We start from the raw sequence: 18372 nt of genomic DNA on the forward strand, positions 1-18372 counted from the left end.
CTTTAAGACCGATGACGAACCTCTTCGTAGGTCGGATAAGCGCAGCGTCATCCGACACTTTTATCTGCAACAACAGGCGAAAATGGTGGATGGCGCTATCGCTTATCCCCCCTACAACACCTGTTTAGTGACCTTTGTCAGCAATCTAAAAGGCCAGCGCTCTGCTGGTCTTTTTTATTTCCACAACCCCCATCTTCCCCCCAGCCATCTCCAACAAACGCCCAGTGAAAGCGATTACATATGCGTTAAAAGATAGTTAATTAAGATTAATCCTCATGACAGATTAATGTTGACGCACTGTTTACATAAATGCTCAGACTAGTCCGGATTACTTATTTTCTCTTTTATTATCCGCATTTAATGCTATGTTTTATATAATAAATTTATACATACACTTCTTGACATTAGTGTAAGCGATTACACTAACGTGAGTTGCATCACATAATTTCACGTAGCGTTGCCCTACCCTTAATAGCGAGACACCCCCAAATAATTCAACTGGAGAGCACTATGCCTGACATAAAAAAACAAGGGCGCTCGAACAAAAGCATGACCTTTTTCGTCTGTTTCCTTGCGGCCCTGGCAGGTTTGTTGTTTGGCCTTGATATCGGCGTTATTGCCGGTGCGTTGCCGTTTATCGCGAAAGATTTCCAGATAACCGCACATCAACAAGAGTGGGTTGTCAGCTCGATGATGTTTGGCGCAGCAGTCGGTGCAGTGGGTAGTGGCTGGCTCTCGTTCCGTATCGGGCGCAAATACAGCCTGATGATTGGCGCAGTGCTATTCGTTGCAGGTTCGCTCTGTTCTGCGTTTGCACCGAATACTGAAATCCTGATTCTTTCCCGCGTGTTGCTTGGGCTGGCAGTCGGTGTTGCATCTTATACCGCACCGCTTTATCTGTCTGAAATTGCTCCAGAAAAAATTCGTGGCAGCATGATTTCGATGTACCAGCTGATGATTACCATCGGGATTCTCGGTGCTTACCTTTCTGATACCGCATTCAGCTACAGCGGCTCATGGCGCTGGATGCTGGGCGTCATTACTATTCCAGCCCTGATTCTTCTGGTTGGCGTGTTCTTCCTGCCAGACAGCCCGCGCTGGTTCGCTGCTAAACGTCGTTTCCACGATGCCGAGCGCGTCCTGTTGCGCCTGCGTGATACCAGTGCCGAAGCCAAACGTGAACTGGAAGAAATCCGTGAAAGCCTGAAAGTTAAACAAAGCGGTTGGTCGCTGTTTAAAGACAACAGCAACTTCCGCCGTGCGGTGTTCCTCGGCATTCTGCTTCAGGTGATGCAGCAGTTCACCGGTATGAACGTCATCATGTATTACGCGCCGAAAATCTTCGAAATAGCGGGCTTTACCAACACCAATCAACAAATGTGGGGCACCGTAATTGTTGGGCTGATCAACGTACTGGCGACATTTATTGCGATCGGTCTGGTGGACCGCTGGGGCCGTAAACCGACGCTGGTACTGGGCTTCATGGTGATGGCTGTTGGCATGGGCATACTGGGTACCATGCTGCACATTGGTATTCACTCCCAGGGCGCGCAATACTTCGCCATCGCAATGCTGTTGATGTTTATCGTCGGTTTTGCAATGAGTGCGGGTCCACTGATTTGGGTGCTGTGTTCTGAAATCCAACCGCTGAAAGGCCGCGATTTTGGTATCACCTGCTCTACCGCCACCAACTGGATTGCCAACATGATCGTCGGCGCAACATTCCTGACCATGCTTAACACTCTGGGTAACGCGAATACCTTCTGGGTCTACGCGGCGTTAAATCTGTTCTTTATTGTGCTCACTCTGTGGCTGATTCCAGAAACCAAACACGTTTCCCTGGAACACATCGAACGTAACTTGATGAAAGGCCGCCGCTTACGTGAGATTGGCGCTCACGAATAAACCACACTCGCCCCTTTCCACAATGGAGAGGGGCTTGCACCCTGCTTCGCCTGGCACTAATCTGTGCCGTTATGAAATCCCCAAGACTCCCCATCGCACTCCAACAGGCCGTTATGCGCTGCCTGCGAGAAAAACTCCAACAAGCCAATCAGCAGTTGGGCCGAAACTATCCTGAACCGAAACTGGTCTATCAGCAGCGCGGCACTGCTGCGGGTACCGCATGGATGGATAGCTACGAAATTCGTCTAAATCCGGTATTGCTGATGGAAAATCAGCAAACTTTCATTGATGAAGTTGTGCCGCATGAACTGGCACATCTGTTGGTCTGGAAACACTTTGGCCGCGTAGCACCACACGGCAAAGAGTGGAAATGGATGATGGAAGCGGTGCTTGGCGTCCCCGCTCGTCGCACGCATAAGTTTGAAGTGCAATCCGTGCGTAAGAACACCTTTCCCTATCGCTGCCGCTGCCAGTTACATCAGCTTACCGTCCGACGCCATAACCGTGTGGTGCGTGGCGAAGCAGAATACCGCTGCGTTCAGTGCGGCGACCTGTTAAAAGCAGACGCTACAACCTCCTGTAATTAAAAATAATAATCGGAAAGTTTCCTGATTTAGCTTATTGAATCCTGATAACCCATCAGTTAGGGTGCGAGCACGTTTTAGTAAGGATTCTGGAAATGTCTCGCAAATATTCTTTGGCTGTTGCAGTTGTTGCAGCCCTCTCCTCTTTTTCCGCACTCAGTGCCGGTATTAATAATTTCTCTCAAGCTAAAGCCGCTGGCGTCAAAGTGAATGCCGACGCGCCGGGTGACTTCTATTGCGGATGTAAAATCAGCTGGGAAGGGAAAAAGGGCGTTCCCGATCTCGAGTCCTGCGGTTACAAAGTCCGTAAGAATCAAAACCGCGCAACACGCATAGAGTGGGAGCATGTCGTACCGGCCTGGCAGTTCGGCCATCAGCGCCAGTGTTGGCAAGATGGCGGACGTAAAAACTGCGCTAAAGATCCGGAATATCGCAAGATGGAAAGCGATATGCACAACCTGCAACCCGCAGTAGGCGAAGTGAATGCTGACCGTAACAACTTCATGTATAGCCAGTGGAATGGCGGCGAAGGTCAGTACGGGCAGTGTGAAATGAAAGTCGACTTCAAAGATAAGATTGCCGAGCCACCTGCGCGTGCGCGTGGTGCTATTGCCCGTACTTATTTCTACATGCGTGACCAATATCAGCTCAACCTTTCTCGCCAGCAAACCCAGCTGTTTGAGGCGTGGAACAAGCAATATCCGGTCACTGCCTGGGAATGTGAGCGCGATGAGCGCATATCCAAAGTTCAGGGTAATCATAACCCTTATGTGCTACGAGCTTGCCAGGCGCAAAACAGCTAACCTACACTAGCGGTTTAGTCCCCTCTCCCTCAGGGGGAGGGAGAAAAACACGACCTCTTTTGGATATTAAAAACCATGCGTATACCCCGCATTCACCATCCTGAATTACTCACCGTTGGCCAGGACGTGGCACTTTGTGAAGATGCGGCTAACCACGTCGGCCGTGTACTGCGCATGAATGCAGGCCACGCACTGCAGTTGTTCGATGGCAGCAATCAAGTTTTTGATGCTGAAATCGTTCAGGCAGATAAGAAAAGTGTGCGGGTGAAAGTGCTTAGTGCCACCATCGATAACCGCGAATCCCCACTGCATCTGCATCTTGGTCAGGTCATGTCGCGTGGCGAGAAAATGGAGTTCACCATTCAGAAGGCCGTTGAGCTGGGTGTGAATGTGATTACCCCTTTGTTTTCTGAACGCTGTGGCGTAAAACTGGATGCCGAGCGGCTGAATAAAAAGCTCTCGCAGTGGCAGAAAATTGCCATTGCTGCCTGTGAACAGTGTGGACGCAATGTGGTGCCGGAAGTGCGCCCGGCGATGGATCTTGAAGCGTGGTGTGCTGAGGACGATGCAAGTCTCAAGCTCAATCTGCATCCACGCGCTAACGCCAGTATTAATACCTTGCCGCAACCTGTTGAACGTGTGCGCCTGCTGATTGGCCCGGAAGGCGGTTTAACTGCTGACGAAATCGCCATGACCTCGCGCCATCAATTTACTGATATTCTGTTGGGACCTCGCGTTCTGCGTACTGAGACTACCGCGCTCACCGCGATTACCGCACTGCAAGTGCGTTTTGGCGACCTGGGCTAAAACCGGAGAAAACAATGATCAAGCTTGGCATCGTGATGGATCCCATCGCAAACATTAACATCAAGAAAGACTCCAGTTTTGCCATGCTGCTGGAAGCCCAGCGCCGTGGTTACGAACTCCACTATATGGAAATGGCCGATCTGTATTTGATCAACGGTGAAGCGCATGCGCGCACCCGTCTGGTCACTGTCGAGCAGAACTACGATAAATGGTACGAATTTGGCAGCGAGCAAGATATTCAGCTTGCCGATCTCGACGTGGTGTTGATGCGCAAAGACCCGCCGTTTGATACCGAGTTTATCTACGCTACCTATATTCTTGAGCGCGCCGAAGAACAAGGCACGCTGATCGTTAACAAACCGCAGAGCCTGCGCGACTGTAACGAAAAGTTGTTCACCGCCTGGTTTGCTGATTTAACCCCAGAAACACTTGTCACTCGCAACAAAGCACAGTTGAAAACATTCTGGCAAAAGCATGGCGACATTATCCTCAAGCCGTTAGATGGCATGGGCGGCACGTCGATTTTCCGCGTCAAAGAAGGCGACCCTAACATTGGCGTTATTGCTGAAACACTAACAGAGCTGGGCAATCGTTACTGCATGGCGCAAAACTACCTGCCAGCCATTGTTGATGGCGACAAACGTATTCTGGTTGTTGATGGTGAACCTGTTCCATATTGCCTGGCGCGTATTCCGCAAGGTGGTGAGACTCGTGGTAACCTGGCGGCTGGCGGTCGTGGCGAACCACGTCCATTGACTGAAAGCGATTGGGAAATTGCCCGCCGTGTCGGCCCAACATTGAAAGCCAAAGGATTGATTTTTGTTGGTCTGGATATCATCGGTGACCGCCTCACTGAGATTAATGTCACCAGCCCAACCTGCATCCGCGAAATCGAAGCCGAGTTCCCTGTATCGATCACGGGTATGCTGTTCGACGCTATCGAAGTACGTCTGGCGAAATAGCCTGCACCACCCCGGCCCAAGGATGGGCCGAGTGTCCAGTGCAGTTCAAAAGTGATAAACTGACTATTCCTCGCGCATCTAATGCCGCTTTTTCAACCGGAACCAGAACCTCTGACAATGAATTTACAGCATCACTTTCTAATTGCCATGCCGGCGCTCCAGGACCCTCTGTTTAAGCGTGCAGTCGTTTATATCTGTGAATACAGCGAAGATGGCGCAATGGGGATAATCATCAATAAACCTCTCGAAAATCTTCAGGTTGACGGTGTTCTGGAAAAACTCAAAATCGATCCAGAGCCGCGTGACCCAGCCATTCGCCTTGATAAACCGGTGTTTATTGGCGGCCCACTGGCAGAAGACCGTGGTTTTATTCTGCACTCCCCACCGGACTGTTTTGCTTCAAGCATCCGAATTTCAGATGACACAGTGATCACCACATCCCGTGATGTACTCGAAACCATTGGCACCGCAAAGCAGCCAGCCGATATTATTGTCGCGCTCGGCTACTCGTCGTGGGAAAAAGGGCAACTGGAACAAGAGATTTTAGACAACGCCTGGCTCACAGCACCAGCAGACGCGTCGATTCTTTTCCACACCCCTATTTCTGAACGCTGGCGTGAAGCAGCAAAATTAATCGGCATTGATATTCATAATATGCCTAGTGAAGCGGGGCACGCTTAATGAGCAGCGGAACACTGTTATCCTTTGATTTCGGCACCAAAAGTATTGGTGTCGCCATCGGTCAGCGTATTACCCGAACGGCACGGCCTTTAACAGCACTGAAAGCACAAGACGGTACCCCTGACTGGAACGTCATCGAGAAAATCCTTAAAGAGTGGCAACCCGACGAAGTGATTGTTGGCTTACCTCTGAATATGGACGGTACCGAGCAACCGCTTACTGTCCGCGCAAGAAAGTTTGCCAATCGCCTGCATGGCCGTTTTGGTGTAAAAGTTTCGTTGCAAGATGAGCGCCTGAGTACCGTTGAAGCCCGTGCTGGTTTGTTTGAACACGGCGGTTTCCGCGCGCTTAACAAAGGCAGCATTGATTCAGCCTCTGCGGTCATCATTCTTGAAAGCTGGTTTGACTATAACCCTTAGTCTTTTTTGCTATCAGGCATGTCTGAAGACGCACCGATCAGCTCATGCCTTGCCGCGACTGCCAGAAAATGGCTGCGATCCTTGTAACCAGATGACGGCTGTTTTACACGGTTATCAATCCGCTCCAAAAGTGCATCTGGCAGAGAAATATTGATTCGCTGCTGCTTCCCCTCCAAAGCTGACAAATCCACATCCACCAGCAGCCACTGATTACAGTACGCATATTCTGGATTTGCCGCATAAACAAATGGCCCGGCATCTTTAAGTTGGGTGATATCCATTCCTCGCTCAACCATGAAATCAACAATCGATAAAATCGCCTCGCGTACCATCAGTGCAATTTCATCTTGATTATCTGCCGCTGAAATACAGCCGAAATCATCATTGCATAACGCAGGAACAATCATGCCATACGCTTCGTTATCGTTTGCAGGCATCTCCACGCCAACAGAAAAAAACATAGGCTTTACTCCTGAATTGGAAGAATCCATTGACCTTCCCTGAGATGAAAATCATACACACGCAAACACACAGAAGCAATAATTCTAATCATCGGAATATCCCTCACCCCAGCCCTCTCCCCCAGGAGAGGGAGCAATACCAATACGACCTTCCGCACGTAACCGCGCTTGGCTGTGCGAAAAACTCTGCATGCCATATTGCTGCCCGGTTTGAATCTGCCCGGGCAACTGATGAGCTTTCCCTTCACGGATAAGGCTCGCTACGGCTGGTGTATTCACCAACAACTCGAACAAAGCCACCCTTCCACCCTGGGCATCAAGCTGTAATTTCTGCGCCAGCACCGCTTTTAAACTGCCGGCCAATTGGCTGCGCACCATGTTTTTTTCTTCCGCAGGAAAGACATCCACCAGCCGTTCTACAGCTTGTGCGGCTCCGCGAGTATGCAATGTTGCCAGTACCAGATGGCCTGTTTCCGCAGCGGTGAGCGCCAGGCGTATGGTTTCGCTATCGCGTAATTCCCCCAACAAAATCACATCGGGATCTTCACGCAATGCCGCACGTAACGCTGCAGCAAACGAGCGGCAATGTGTGCCAGGTTCTCGTTGTTGAATCAGGCAGCGCTTTGATTGATGGACGAACTCAATAGGATCTTCCAGTGTCAGGATATGCCCATCTAGCTGATGGTTGAGATGCTCAACCATCGCCGCAAGCGTGGTGGATTTACCACTGCCTGTCGCTCCAGTCACCAGAATTAGTCCGTCTGGGGATTGCAACAATTCGGGGATCAACGGTGGAACATTTAGCGCCTCGAGTTTGGGACAGTCCGACGCCAATAACCGCAAGGCAAGTGAGTTGCCTTGCAGCTGGTGAAAAGCGTTCGCCCGCAACCGTACCCCTGACTTTAGCGTCACGGCGAAATCCACTTGCCCGCTTTCTTCCAGTTGTTCCTTTTGTGCTTTTGACAGCCAGTCATCAAGCAATGCTTGTGGTTCAGGCGCGCCGCCAGGCAGTAGTTCAAGCCGTCCTTGCCGCCGCCAACGAGCAGGAAGCTGCGCGCACAGGTGTAGATCAGAGACATTATGCTTTACACTAAGGGCCACAATTTCTTCGATATCCATATCACTTTCCAACCTATGAACGAGATAACGCACAATCTGGCACAGGTTCAGCACAAAATCTTAGCGGCAACTGAACGCTGCGGCCGTGCTCCAGAAGAAGTTACTTTGCTTGCAGTAAGCAAAACCAAGCCTGCAAGCGCTCTCGCAGAAGCGATTGCTGCCGGCCAACGCGCATTCGGTGAAAACTACGTGCAGGAAGGCGTGGATAAAATTCGTTACTTTGCCGATAACAGTGAAGCCACGCTGGAATGGCACTTTATTGGCCCTTTGCAGTCGAACAAAAGCCGTCTGGTGGCTGAACATTTTGACTGGTGCCACACCGTCGACAGGTTACGCATTGCTACTCGTTTAAGCGAACAACGCCCGGTTGAGCTTCCACCGCTTAACGTGCTGATTCAAATCAACATCAGTGATGAACAAAGCAAGTCTGGTATTGCGCTGAGCGAGCTTGAAACGCTTGCGGCTGGTGTCGCTGAATTACCGGGTTTGGTATTACGAGGTTTAATGGCGATCCCTGCCCCTGAGCCTGATTACGAGCATCAGTTAGCGGTTTGCCAGAAGATGGCAGCGGCTTTCGAATCGCTCAAAAACCGCTATGCAACGGTTGATACGTTGTCCCTGGGCATGACCGATGACATGGACGCCGCGATTGCCGCAGGCAGCACCATGGTGCGCATTGGAACCGCTATTTTCGGCGCGCGGGATTACTCCGCTCGTTAATCACCATAATTATTGAGGAACGCCATGCTGACGTTGACTTTCCTGGTCAAAACACTGATTGAACTGTATGTGATGGTGCTATTGATTCGCATCTGGATGCAGTGGTCGCGTTGTGATTTTTACAACCCTTTTGCACAGTTTATCGTCAAGATTACCCAGCCGATTGTCGGGCCACTGCGTCGGATAATCCCTTCAATTGGGCCGATCGATACTTCTTCCCTGTTGGTGGCGTTTATTCTCACCACGCTGAAGTACCCGATCCTGCTGCTTATTCAGGTCGGTGCGCTATCACTTGACCCAATGAACCTGCTGGTTGGCTTGTTATCGTTGCTCAAGTCCGCCGGTACGCTGGTATTCTGGGTGATTATTATTCGTTCGCTGATGAGCTGGATTAGCCAGGGTCGCAGCCCAGTAGAATATGTGCTGATGCAATTAACTGAACCGATGATGGCACCGATTCGCCGCATTATCCCGGCAATGGGCGGGATTGATTTCTCCGCGATGGTGGTGATTTTGATTCTGTATGCGCTGAACTACCTTGGTATGGATCTGTTCCCGGGGCTTTGGTTCTTGCTGTGAGTGCAGTGAGTCAAACCGCAGACGGGCTGGTTTTACGGCTGTACATTCAGCCGAAAGCCAGCCGCGATAGTATTGTCGGGCTGCATGGCGACGAACTAAAAGTCGCCATCACTGCCCCACCGATTGACGGCAAAGCTAACGCCCATCTGGTAAAATATCTGGCTAAACAGTTCAAAGTCGCCAAAAGTCAGGTGCTGCTTGAGAAAGGCGATCTGGGCCGCCATAAACAAATTAAAATTATCGACCCGCAACACATCCCGACGGAAGTCGCGGCATTGCTCGAATAATTACCTAATTTCACAGGATTTTCTCACTATGCAAAAAGTTGTCCTCGCGACCGGTAACGCCGGTAAAGTGCGTGAACTCGCCGATTTACTGAGCAATTTTGGTCTGGATGTCGTGGCGCAAACCGAACTGGGTGTGGAGTCTGCCGAAGAAACCGGCCTGACATTTATCGAGAACGCCATTCTGAAAGCACGCCATGCGGCGCAGATAACGGGTTTGCCAGCCATTGCTGACGATTCAGGTCTGGCGGTTGATGTGTTGGGTGGTGCGCCGGGGATTTATTCTGCCCGCTACGCAGGCTTAGAAGCCTCCGATCAGCAGAACCTCGAAAAGCTTCTGGCTACACTGAAAGATGTACCAGACGAGCAACGCAAAGCGCGTTTCCATTGTGTGCTGGTTTATATGCATCATGCAGAAGACCCCACTCCGCTGGTTTGCCACGGCAGTTGGGAAGGCCAGATTACCCGTGAAGCTGCGGGTGCCGGTGGCTTCGGCTACGATCCTATTTTCTTTGTCCCGAGTGAAGGCAAAACTGCCGCTGAATTGACTCGTGACGAAAAACGCGCCATTTCCCACCGCGGGCAAGCGCTAAAACTGTTACTGGAAGCAATGAAAAATGGCTAATTTGCCACCACTGAGTCTCTATATTCACATCCCGTGGTGCGTGCAGAAGTGCCCCTACTGTGACTTCAATTCCCATGCACTTAAGGGCGACGTGCCGCACGATGAGTATGTCGCCCACCTGTTGCGCGATCTGGATATCGACGCGCCAATGGCACAAGGACGTGAAATAAAGACCATCTTTATTGGTGGTGGTACGCCTAGCCTGCTTTCAGGAGAGGCGATGCAAAACCTGCTGGACGGTGTGCGTGCGCGCCTGCCGCTGGCAGCCGATGCGGAAATCACAATGGAAGCTAACCCCGGAACGGTAGAAGCTGACCGTTTCGTGAGTTATCAACGAGCTGGCGTGAACCGTATTTCTATTGGTGTGCAGAGTTTCAGCGAGCCTAAGCTCAAACGTCTGGGGCGTATTCATGATTCTGGTGAAGCGAAACGCGCGGCGAATCTGGCAAGCGGACTCGGTTTGCGCAGCTTTAACCTCGATTTGATGCACGGCCTGCCGGATCAATCGCTAGAAGAAGCGCTGGACGATTTGCGCCAGGCAATTGCACTCAACCCGCCGCATCTTTCCTGGTATCAGTTAACGATTGAGCCGAACACTTTGTTTAGTTCGCGTCCGCCAAAACTGCCGGACGACGACGCATTGTGGGATATTTTCGAGCAAGGCGATAAGCTGCTGACTGCGGCAGGTTATCAGCAATATGAAACCTCGGCCTATGCTAAACCGGGTTACCAGTGCCAGCACAACCTGAACTACTGGCGCTTTGGCGATTACCTGGGGATTGGCTGTGGCGCACACGGCAAGGTAACGTTCGAGGACGGGCGCATTGTTCGTACCGCGAAAACACGCCATCCACGCGGTTATATGGAAGGTAAATACCTCGACAAGCAGCACGATGTGGAACAAGCCGATAAACCGTTCGAGTTCTTTATGAATCGTTTTCGTTTGCTCGAAGCGGCGCCACGCAACGAATTTAGCTTATATACCGGGCTTGATGAGTCGGTGATTCGCGCGCAGTTAGATGAAGCGATAGCTAAAGATTACCTGGTTGAGACTGAGGATTATTGGCAGATTACCGAGCACGGGAAGCTGTTTTTGAATTCGCTGTTGGAGCTGTTTTTGGCTGAATAATCAGGCATTGTCTGGCGGATGACGCTTGCGCTTATCCGCCCTACGAAAACCGATTTGCATTACTGGCGGATGACGCTTGCGCTTATCCCCCCTACGAAAACCGATTTGCATTACTGGCGGATGACGCTGCGCTTATCCGCCAGTAATGCAGTTGTAGGTCGGATAAGCGCAAGCGTCATCCGACATTACTCCAACACCAAAACTTAAATATTCTTCACCCGGCTGGTCAAAACCAACGCAAACACCGCTAACCCGGCAATCAACCAATACACTGAATAATGCCCAAAACTCTCGGTCAGCGCGCCTTGTAAAACCCCCGCCAGAATCACGCCCGTCGAAATACTATTGGTGAACAACGTGGTCGCCGACCCCGGCCTGCCCGGCATCAAATCCTGGAACCACAACATGCCAATCCCGGCAACAATGCCGATAAATACCGCGTTAAATAGCTGAAGCAACAGCAGCGCCGTACGGCTGTGGAACATAATCAGTCCGACGTAGAACAACACGCCGGCGGCTACGGCAATCACCATCATGCGCCGTTTACCAAAACGCTTTACATAATAGCCCGCAAGGATCATCGCCGGGATCTCAAGCCCCGCAGCCGTCCCCATCAACAGCCCAGCCAGCGATTCGGGCAGGCCTAAATCACTGCTGATCCACAACGGCATGTCGATGATATACATGGTGTTGCAGGTCCACATCAGCATCGAAGCAATAAACAACAGACGGACGTTTTTATCTTTCCAGCCGCTGACCTGGGTAAGCGCCACATCTGCGGGCTGCTCAATCCTTGCGACCGAGGGTAATGCGAAGAAAATCAACGCCAGCGAGATAACAAATATCCCCGCGGCGATAAGAAACATAGTGGTGAAGCCGTAGTTTAATGCCAGCATAAACGATAGCGGCGGGCCAATAACCCAGGCAAGCGAGAGCTGCGCACGCATTATCGAGCTGAACATCACCACTTCACGCGCTGAGTTATCGGCATATTCACGGGCAAGGGCAAATATTTGCGGCATCGCGGTGTTGGCAATAGAGGCGAACATCACGCCAACGGTGATTAACGTCAGGTAATGACGGTTAAAAGCAAAAAGCACACAGTTTGCTACAGCCATCACGCAACAAACCATAATCAGTTTGCGACGATCGCCCCGGTTATCTGAACGCTTCGCCAACGCCAGACTGACGAGGATCCCGGCTATCGCATTGACGGTATAAAACAGGCCAACCCAGAATGGGCGCACTTCCACTTCGCGACTTAAAAACAGGCTAAGAGTGGGCGCCTGGAGTGCCCCCGCAATCCCCATCATGAAAGCCACAATCATAAATGCGGCGTACACCGGGTTAAGGCGTCGTCCTTTGGTCAGAAACCAAATCATGCAGAAAGATCCTTTTTACTTAAGCGGGTGATAAGTGTGCAAGGCCTCGACTATACCCTAAATAATTCGAGTTGCGAGAAGGCGGCACTGCGGCTCGAAGAATGACGGGTATAAAAAAGCCAGCAGTATTAATCTGCTGGCCAGGTGAAAACCACCAATTCTCAGTCACACTTGCTGTCAGCGATTTGGTGCTCTACGAACGCGGACTCCCACTGCATTAAGTTCTCAAGCATCTCCAGACGTTGCTCTGCTTTCAGGCGAGCCAGCCATCCAACAGAAACACTTTGGGTTGCGGCAAAATACTGTTGATAAAACTTAACCACTGGCGACCGTTTCATATCTACCTCCTCGCTTTCAACGTTGATGATTATTGGCGTAATATGAGGAAAGTTAAATTGATGAGTTTCTGCCGGGAGTTCCTCTTTTATGTCGTCTGGTCGTCTGCAACAACAGTTCATCCGTTTGTGGCAAAACTTTGAAGGTAAGCCGCAAGAAACGACGTTGAATGATTTGGCCGATTTGCTGAATTGCTCCCGCCGCCATATGCGTACATTGCTTAGCGCGATGCAGGAAAAGGGCTGGCTGAGCTGGAAAGCGGAAGTCGGACGCGGCAAGCGTTCACAGCTTGAGTTCTTGTATACCGGCCTTGCACTCCAGCAACAGCGCGCCGAAGACCTTCTTGAGCAGGACAGGATTGACCAACTGGTGCAGATAGTCGGCGATAAAGCCGCCGTGCGCCAAATGCTGATTTCTCACCTTGGGCGCAGCTTCCGGCAAGGGCGGCATATTCTGCGCGTTCTCTACTATCGCCCGCTGCTCAATCTGTTGCCCGGCTCCGCTTTGCGCCGTTCAGAAACGCATATTGCCCGGCAAATTTTCAGCGGACTGATCCGTATAAATGAGGAAAATGGGGAACTGGAAGCGGATATTGCGCACCACTGGCAACAAATATCCCCATTACACTGGCGTTTTTATCTGCGCCCCGGCATTCATTTTCACCATGGTCGTGAGCTGGATATGCTGGATGTGACGACGTCTCTGCAACGCATCAGCTCTTTGCCGCTGTATTCGCATATCACGGAAATTACTTCTCCGACGGCCTGGACGCTGGATATTAAGCTCTCACAACCCGATAACTGGCTGCCGTGGTTGCTGGGTAGCGTTAACGCGATGATCCTGCCGCGCGAATGGCAAACTTTAAGCCATTTCTCCCGCCAGCCAGTCGGCACCGGTCCCTATTCGGTGGTGCGTAATAACACCAACCAACTGAAAATCCAGGCCTACGATGATTACTTTGGTTATCGCGCATTAATTGACGAAGTGAATTTCTGGGTGCTGCCGGACATTGGCGAAGAGGTCAGCTGTGCGGTGCAATTATCGGGAATGCCCGACAGCGAGAAAGCCGTCGAAAGCCGCCTTGAAGAAGGCTGCTACTACATTTTATTTGATAACCGCTCAAGCGCCGGCAGCAATAAAGAAGTGCGCCGCTGGCTCAGTCATGTGCTGGCACCGATTCATCTGCTGTATAGCGCGGGCGAGCAAAACCAGCAGTACTGGTTCCCGGCTTACGGACTGCTGCCACGCTGGCACCACACGCATCCACAACCAGCCGTCGAAAAACCGGCCGGGCTGGAATCCGTGACGCTGACGTTTTATCGCGATCACGTCGAACATCGGGTAATCAGCAAAGTGATGGAAGAATTGCTGGCACGTGTTGGCGTAAAACTGGTGGTGCAAGAAGTCAGTTATGAAGAGTGGCATCAGGGCGATGCCGTCAGCGATATCTGGCTCAATAGCGCGAATTTCACCCTGCCGTTAGAGTTTTCGCTTTACTCGCATCTTTATGAAGTGCCGCTGATTCAAAAGTGCATTGCTATCGACTGGGAAACGGATACCCGCAACTGGCATAACGGCGAGCTTCCTCTGCCTGAGTGGTGCCAGAACCTGGTTGAAAACAATGATATTTTACCGTTAATCCACCACTGGCTACGCATCGAAGGGCAACGCAGTATGCGTGGTGTGCGTATGAACACACTGGGATGGTTTGACTTTAAATCGGCGTGGTTTGCCCCACCGGAGCCAACCCCCCTGCGGCTTGAAATATGACGGGTATAATGCTTTCGAATCATTCACAAAGTTATTACAATGCACGCGTTCTCAACGGGGTGCTAAGGCGAAAGTCTGGCTGAGATAATACCCGTCGAACCTGATCCGGATAACGCCGGCGAAGGGATTTGAGGCTCTATTCTCAAATGTCCTTTGCCACCCCTAATTCTAAGAGGTGCAAAGTGTTCAAAAAATTCCTGCCGTTGCTGGCACTGATCGCCGCCCCCGTTTTTGCCAAACCCCTGCTGACTGTTTATACCTACGACTCCTTTGCTGCCGACTGGGGGCCAGGGCCTGCGGTGAAAAAAGCCTTTGAGGCTGACTGTAATTGCCAGCTGAAATTCGTGGCGCTGGAAGATGGCGTTTCGCTGCTCAACCGCCTGCGGATGGAAGGTAAAAACAGCAAAGCTGACGTGGTTCTGGGACTGGATAACAACCTTCTGGAAGCTGCCGCGCAGACTAAATTATTTGCGCCGAGCAAAACAGACATTAGCGCGTTGAAGATCCCTGGCGGCTGGACAAACGACACTTTCGTTCCCTTCGATTACGGCTATTTCGCTTTCGTCTACGATAAAAACAAACTGAAAAACCCACCGAAAAGCCTGAAAGAACTGGTCGAAAGTGACCAACAATGGAAAGTGATTTATCAGGACCCGCGCACCAGCACACCAGGCCTGGGCCTGCTGCTGTGGATGCAGAAAGTGTATGGCGATAAAACGCCTGAAGCCTGGGCAAAGCTTGCGAAGAAAACGGTCACCGTCACCAAAGGTTGGTCCGAGGCTTATGGCCTGTTCCTGAAAGGTGAAGGCGATTTAGTGATGAGCTACACCACCTCTCCGGCTTATCACATTATTGAAGAGAAAAAAGATAACTATGCTGCGGCTAATTTTAGCGAAGGGCATTATTTACAGGTGGAAGTGGCCGGACGCCTGGCATCCAGCAAGCAGCCTGAACTGGCTGAAAAATTCATGAAATTTATCACTTCACCGGGCTTCCAGAACACTGTGGCCACCGGCAACTGGATGTATCCGGTGACCGATGTGAAATTGCCTGAAGGATTTAACGGGCTGGTCAAACCGAACAACACGCTGGAATACAGCGCCGCAGAAGTGTCTAAACAACGCGCCAACTGGATTAGCGAATGGCAACGCGCCGTCAGCCGCTAATTCCCGGCTGGCTGATTCCTGGGCTATGTGCCGCCACACTGGTGGTAGCCGTAGCCCTGGCGGCTTTTATGGCGTTGTGGTTTAACGCGCCACAAACCGATATCCGTGCGCTGGTGCAGGATAGCTATTTGTGGCACGTGCTGCGTTTCTCTTTCTGGCAGGCGTTTCTCTCAGCAAGCCTTTCCGTGTTCCCGGCTATTTTCCTCGCTCGCGCCCTGTATCGCCGCCGCTTCCCCGGGCGCGTTGCGCTGTTACGCCTGTGCGCAATGACGCTGGTTCTGCCCGTGTTGGTAGCGGTATTCGGGATTCTGACAGTGTATGGGCGCGAAGGCTGGCTGGCCGTGTTGTGCGCAAGGCTTGGCATCGAATGGAGTTTCTCGCCTTACGGCCTGAAGGGCATTCTACTGGCCCACGTCTTTTTCAACTTACCGATGGCAACACGCCTGCTGCTACAGGCACTGGAAAATATCCCCAACGAACAACGCCAGGTTGCTGCGCAACTGGGCATGCAAGGCTGGAATTTCTTCCGTTTTGTCGAGTGGCCGTGGTTGCGCCGCCAAATTCTGCCCGCTGCGGCACTGATTTTTATGCTCTGTTTCGCAAGCTTTGCCACCGTGCTGTCGCTGGGTGGCGGCCCGCAGGCGACCACTATCGAGCTGGCTATCTTCCAGGCGCTGAGTTACGACTACGACCCCGCACGGGCGGCTCTGCTCGCCATGGTGCAGATGGTTTGCTGTTTGGGTCTGGTGCTGATGAGCCAGCGGCTGAGCAGAGCCATTTCAGCCGGCGTCAGCCAAATGCAAAGCTGGCGTGATCCGCAAGATAACCTGCGCCGCAAACTGTGCGACGGGCTACTCATCACCCTTGCTCTCTTGCTGTTATTACCGCCGCTGCTGGCAGTAATCATTGATGGCATCAATAGTGGCTTTAACAGCGTGTTGTCGCAACCGGTACTGTGGCAGGCATTGTTTACCTCATTAAGAATTGCGGTTGGCGCTGGGTTAATAAGCGTGGTCATCACGGTGATGTTGCTGTGGAGCTCGCGGGAATTGCGCCTGCGCAACCGCGCTTTTTCAGGCCAGGCGCTGGAGCTCAGCGGTATGTTGATTCTGGCGATGCCGGGTATCGTGCTGGCAACCGGCTTTTTCCTGCTGCTCAATAACACCGTGGGCTTGCCGCAATCCGCCGATGGCATTGTGATTTTCACCAATGCGTTGATGGCAATTCCCTACGCGCTAAAAGTGCTGGAAAACCCGATGCTGGATGTCGCAGAACGCTACAACAAGCTGTGCCAGTCGCTGAACATTACTGGCGTAAACCGTCTGCGTTACATTGAGTTGCGTGCACTCAAGCGCCCACTGGCACAAGCACTGGCGTTTGCCTGCGTGCTGTCGATTGGTGATTTCGGCGTGGTGGCGTTGTTCGGCAATGAAGATTTCCGCACGCTGCCGTTTTATCTCTATCAACAAATTGGTTCATATCGCAGCCAGGATGGTGCCGTTACCGCGCTTGTCCTGCTGATACTGTGCTTTGCTTTATTCACATTGATTGAAAAACTTCCGGGACGCTATTCCCAAAATGATTCGGGTTGCAGGAAGGCGGCAAGTGAATGAAGACTGGGAACATAGAAAACTATGTTACCTGGATGAATGAAAGCAGCCAACACACCTGCAACTTGAAGGATGAAGGGAATGCTAACGCTAACTGATGTAACCTGGCTCTATCACCATTTGCCGATGCGTTTTTCGATGAAGATTCACGCTGGAGAACGCGTTGCAGTACTGGGGCCTAGCGGCGCGGGGAAAAGTACGCTGCTCAGTTTGATTGCCGGGTTTCTGACGCCCGCCAGCGGGCAGATTGTGCTGCATGGCGAAGACCATACCCGCACGGCTCCCGCGCAACGTCCGGTTTCAATGCTCTTCCAGGAGAACAACCTTTTCACGCATCTGACGGTGCGGCAAAACATTGGCCTGGGGTTGAATCCTGGTCTGAAGCTCAATGCCACACAACAGGAACGGCTGAAAACGATTGCCGGGCAAATGGCGATCGGCGAACTGCTCGACCGCCTGCCGTCGCAACTTTCTGGCGGCCAGCGGCAACGTGTCGCCCTCGCCCGTTGTCTGGTGCGCGAACAACCTATTTTACTGCTGGATGAACCGTTTTCGGCACTCGACCCGGCGCTGCGCCAGGAAATGCTCCAGTTGCTTGATGACTTATGCCGACAGCAACAACTGACGCTAATCATGGTGTCACACAGTATTGAAGATGCGGCGCGGATAGCCGAAAGAAGCCTGGTGGTGGTCGATGGCCGTATCGCCTGGGATGGCGACACAGCGACCTTATTGAGCGGAGAAGCCAGCGCGTCTGCGTTGTTGGGGATAAATGTTAGGAATTAATGTTGCCCGGTAAGCACTTTCCATAAAATGCTACGGTAAATCGGCATCATCGGGTGCATCTGAATCGCGACAAAACTACCAATCGCCAGAGCCGTTATGGCTGGTGCCAGCCAGTGCAAACGCGCTCGTGGTAAATATTTGGTCAAGCTATCCTGACCCGCTTTACCGCTTCGCCACCAGCGCCAGCACAACCATGCCGCCAGCCAGATAACCAACGCCACCAGCAACAACAGCCATTTAAAGC

21 protein-coding genes, 1 pseudogene and 1 riboswitch are annotated in these 18372 nt (G+C 51.8%); of the genes and pseudogenes, 17 read left to right on the plus strand and 5 right to left on the minus strand.

Annotated features, from left to right (window positions below):
- The 8 genes from MES37_RS18470 to ruvX form a co-directional block, all read left to right on the plus strand.
- On the plus strand, positions 1-256 hold a 256-nt coding region (locus MES37_RS18470), incomplete at its 5' end, for a hypothetical protein (RefSeq protein ID WP_237932302.1).
- A gap of 254 nt (positions 257-510) precedes the next feature.
- Entirely contained in the window at positions 511-1905 is a 1395-nt protein-coding gene (locus MES37_RS18475) for a sugar porter family MFS transporter (protein WP_237932303.1), read from the plus strand.
- Positions 1906-1976: 71 nt separating this feature from the next.
- Positions 1977-2492, plus strand: coding sequence for a SprT family zinc-dependent metalloprotease (locus MES37_RS18480; protein ID WP_121814911.1), 516 nt, complete (start codon positions 1977-1979; stop codon positions 2490-2492).
- 92 nt (positions 2493-2584) lie between these two features.
- Entirely contained in the window at positions 2585-3292 is a 708-nt protein-coding gene (endA, locus tag MES37_RS18485; RefSeq protein ID WP_237932305.1) for a deoxyribonuclease I, read from the plus strand.
- Between the two features lie 75 nt (positions 3293-3367).
- Positions 3368-4099, plus strand: coding sequence for a 16S rRNA (uracil(1498)-N(3))-methyltransferase (gene rsmE / locus MES37_RS18490; RefSeq protein WP_121814910.1), 732 nt, complete (start codon positions 3368-3370; stop codon positions 4097-4099).
- Positions 4100-4113: 14 nt separating this feature from the next.
- A complete protein-coding gene (gshB, locus tag MES37_RS18495; RefSeq protein ID WP_237932307.1) occupies positions 4114-5061 on the plus strand; it encodes a glutathione synthase in 948 nt (315 codons plus the stop codon).
- A 117-nt stretch (positions 5062-5178) separates the two neighbouring features.
- On the plus strand, positions 5179-5742 hold the full coding sequence (locus tag MES37_RS18500) for a YqgE/AlgH family protein (RefSeq protein WP_064543533.1): 564 nt from the start codon (positions 5179-5181) through the stop codon (positions 5740-5742).
- Positions 5742-6161, plus strand: coding sequence for a Holliday junction resolvase RuvX (gene ruvX / locus MES37_RS18505; protein WP_064543531.1), 420 nt, complete (start codon positions 5742-5744; stop codon positions 6159-6161). The genes MES37_RS18500 and ruvX overlap by 1 nt, the downstream gene beginning before the upstream one ends.
- Here the strand turns inward: ruvX and MES37_RS18510 are convergent.
- On the minus strand, positions 6158-6622 hold the full coding sequence (locus MES37_RS18510) for a type II toxin-antitoxin system HicB family antitoxin (protein ID WP_121814908.1): 465 nt from the start codon (positions 6620-6622) through the stop codon (positions 6158-6160). The two genes, ruvX and MES37_RS18510, sit on opposite strands and share 4 nt — an antisense overlap.
- Before the next feature lie 84 nt (positions 6623-6706).
- The gene (locus MES37_RS18515) at positions 6707-7741 is read right to left on the minus strand and encodes a type IV pilus twitching motility protein PilT (RefSeq protein ID WP_237932309.1); all 1035 of its coding nucleotides are present in this window, start codon (positions 7739-7741) and stop codon (positions 6707-6709) included.
- 15 nt (positions 7742-7756) lie between these two features.
- Here MES37_RS18515 and MES37_RS18520 point away from each other — a divergent pair, with 15 nt between their 5' ends.
- From MES37_RS18520 to hemW, 5 genes are read left to right on the plus strand one after another with little or no spacing between them, the layout of a single operon-like run.
- Positions 7757-8461 carry a YggS family pyridoxal phosphate-dependent enzyme gene (locus MES37_RS18520; protein ID WP_121815739.1) on the plus strand — a complete coding sequence of 235 codons (705 nt, stop codon included), beginning with the start codon at positions 7757-7759 and terminating at the stop codon, positions 8459-8461.
- A 24-nt stretch (positions 8462-8485) separates the two neighbouring features.
- Entirely contained in the window at positions 8486-9040 is a 555-nt protein-coding gene (locus MES37_RS18525; RefSeq protein WP_064543525.1) for a YggT family protein, read from the plus strand.
- Entirely contained in the window at positions 9037-9327 is a 291-nt protein-coding gene (gene yggU, locus MES37_RS18530) for a DUF167 family protein YggU (RefSeq protein WP_064543523.1), read from the plus strand. The genes MES37_RS18525 and yggU overlap by 4 nt, the downstream gene beginning before the upstream one ends.
- A 28-nt stretch (positions 9328-9355) precedes the next feature.
- Positions 9356-9949, plus strand: a complete 594-nt coding sequence (locus MES37_RS18535; RefSeq protein WP_232886367.1) for an XTP/dITP diphosphatase — start codon at positions 9356-9358, stop codon at positions 9947-9949.
- The gene (gene hemW / locus MES37_RS18540) at positions 9942-11078 is read left to right on the plus strand and encodes a radical SAM family heme chaperone HemW (protein ID WP_121814905.1); all 1137 of its coding nucleotides are present in this window, start codon (positions 9942-9944) and stop codon (positions 11076-11078) included. Before MES37_RS18535 ends, hemW begins: the two co-directional genes overlap by 8 nt.
- Positions 11079-11281: 203 nt before the next feature.
- On the opposite strand, the gene MES37_RS18545 is transcribed toward hemW, so the two are convergent.
- Both MES37_RS18545 and sgrT read right to left on the minus strand, forming a co-directional pair.
- On the minus strand, positions 11282-12460 hold the full coding sequence (locus MES37_RS18545; RefSeq protein ID WP_064543515.1) for a sugar efflux transporter: 1179 nt from the start codon (positions 12458-12460) through the stop codon (positions 11282-11284).
- Positions 12461-12621: 161 nt separating this feature from the next.
- Positions 12622-12798, minus strand: a complete 177-nt coding sequence (gene sgrT, locus MES37_RS18550) for a glucose uptake inhibitor SgrT (protein ID WP_074388521.1) — start codon at positions 12796-12798, stop codon at positions 12622-12624.
- A gap of 88 nt (positions 12799-12886) precedes the next feature.
- Here sgrT and sgrR point away from each other — a divergent pair, with 88 nt between their 5' ends.
- The 4 genes from sgrR (at position 12887) to thiQ (ending at position 18128) form a co-directional block, all read left to right on the plus strand.
- The gene (gene sgrR / locus MES37_RS18555) at positions 12887-14566 is read left to right on the plus strand and encodes an HTH-type transcriptional regulator SgrR (RefSeq protein WP_237932311.1); all 1680 of its coding nucleotides are present in this window, start codon (positions 12887-12889) and stop codon (positions 14564-14566) included.
- A gap of 45 nt (positions 14567-14611) precedes the next feature.
- A riboswitch (TPP riboswitch) is annotated at positions 14612-14711 on the plus strand.
- A 37-nt stretch (positions 14712-14748) separates the two neighbouring features.
- On the plus strand, positions 14749-15732 hold the full coding sequence (gene thiB, locus MES37_RS18560; protein WP_064543509.1) for a thiamine ABC transporter substrate binding subunit: 984 nt from the start codon (positions 14749-14751) through the stop codon (positions 15730-15732).
- Positions 15708-17345 carry a thiamine/thiamine pyrophosphate ABC transporter permease ThiP gene (thiP, locus tag MES37_RS18565; RefSeq protein WP_237932313.1) on the plus strand — a complete coding sequence of 546 codons (1638 nt, stop codon included), beginning with the start codon at positions 15708-15710 and terminating at the stop codon, positions 17343-17345. Before thiB ends, thiP begins: the two co-directional genes overlap by 25 nt.
- 78 nt (positions 17346-17423) lie before the next feature.
- A complete protein-coding gene (gene thiQ / locus MES37_RS18570; RefSeq protein ID WP_237932315.1) occupies positions 17424-18128 on the plus strand; it encodes a thiamine ABC transporter ATP-binding protein ThiQ in 705 nt (234 codons plus the stop codon).
- Here the strand turns inward: thiQ and MES37_RS18575 are convergent.
- Positions 18125-18372, minus strand: a pseudogene (locus MES37_RS18575) (DedA family protein); the annotation flags it as partial. The gene thiQ and the pseudogene MES37_RS18575 sit on opposite strands and share 4 nt — an antisense overlap.

The organism is Buttiauxella sp. S19-1 (genome assembly GCF_022134725.1).
GTDB lineage: Bacteria > Pseudomonadota > Gammaproteobacteria > Enterobacterales > Enterobacteriaceae > Buttiauxella > Buttiauxella ferragutiae.

Excerpts from the sequence above, each read along its gene's own strand:
- MES37_RS18475 (WP_237932303.1), top strand. The coding sequence starts at position 511 with ATGCCTGACATAAAAAAACAAGGGCGCTCGAACAAAAGCATGACCTTT.
- MES37_RS18480 (WP_121814911.1), top strand. The coding sequence starts at position 1,977 with ATGAAATCCCCAAGACTCCCCATCGCACTCCAACAGGCCGTTATGCGC.
- endA (WP_237932305.1), top strand. The coding sequence starts at position 2,585 with ATGTCTCGCAAATATTCTTTGGCTGTTGCAGTTGTTGCAGCCCTCTCC.
- rsmE (WP_121814910.1), top strand. The coding sequence starts at position 3,368 with ATGCGTATACCCCGCATTCACCATCCTGAATTACTCACCGTTGGCCAG.
- gshB (WP_237932307.1), top strand. The coding sequence starts at position 4,114 with ATGATCAAGCTTGGCATCGTGATGGATCCCATCGCAAACATTAACATC.
- MES37_RS18500 (WP_064543533.1), top strand. The coding sequence starts at position 5,179 with ATGAATTTACAGCATCACTTTCTAATTGCCATGCCGGCGCTCCAGGAC.
- ruvX (WP_064543531.1), top strand. The coding sequence starts at position 5,742 with ATGAGCAGCGGAACACTGTTATCCTTTGATTTCGGCACCAAAAGTATT.
- MES37_RS18510 (WP_121814908.1), bottom strand. The coding sequence starts at position 6,622 with ATGTTTTTTTCTGTTGGCGTGGAGATGCCTGCAAACGATAACGAAGCG.
- MES37_RS18515 (WP_237932309.1), bottom strand. The coding sequence starts at position 7,741 with ATGGATATCGAAGAAATTGTGGCCCTTAGTGTAAAGCATAATGTCTCT.
- MES37_RS18520 (WP_121815739.1), top strand. The coding sequence starts at position 7,757 with ATGAACGAGATAACGCACAATCTGGCACAGGTTCAGCACAAAATCTTA.
- MES37_RS18525 (WP_064543525.1), top strand. The coding sequence starts at position 8,486 with ATGCTGACGTTGACTTTCCTGGTCAAAACACTGATTGAACTGTATGTG.
- MES37_RS18535 (WP_232886367.1), top strand. The coding sequence starts at position 9,356 with ATGCAAAAAGTTGTCCTCGCGACCGGTAACGCCGGTAAAGTGCGTGAA.
- hemW (WP_121814905.1), top strand. The coding sequence starts at position 9,942 with ATGGCTAATTTGCCACCACTGAGTCTCTATATTCACATCCCGTGGTGC.
- MES37_RS18545 (WP_064543515.1), bottom strand. The coding sequence starts at position 12,460 with ATGATTTGGTTTCTGACCAAAGGACGACGCCTTAACCCGGTGTACGCC.
- sgrT (WP_074388521.1), bottom strand. The coding sequence starts at position 12,798 with ATGAAACGGTCGCCAGTGGTTAAGTTTTATCAACAGTATTTTGCCGCA.
- sgrR (WP_237932311.1), top strand. The coding sequence starts at position 12,887 with ATGTCGTCTGGTCGTCTGCAACAACAGTTCATCCGTTTGTGGCAAAAC.
- thiP (WP_237932313.1), top strand. The coding sequence starts at position 15,708 with ATGGCAACGCGCCGTCAGCCGCTAATTCCCGGCTGGCTGATTCCTGGG.
- thiQ (WP_237932315.1), top strand. The coding sequence starts at position 17,424 with ATGCTAACGCTAACTGATGTAACCTGGCTCTATCACCATTTGCCGATG.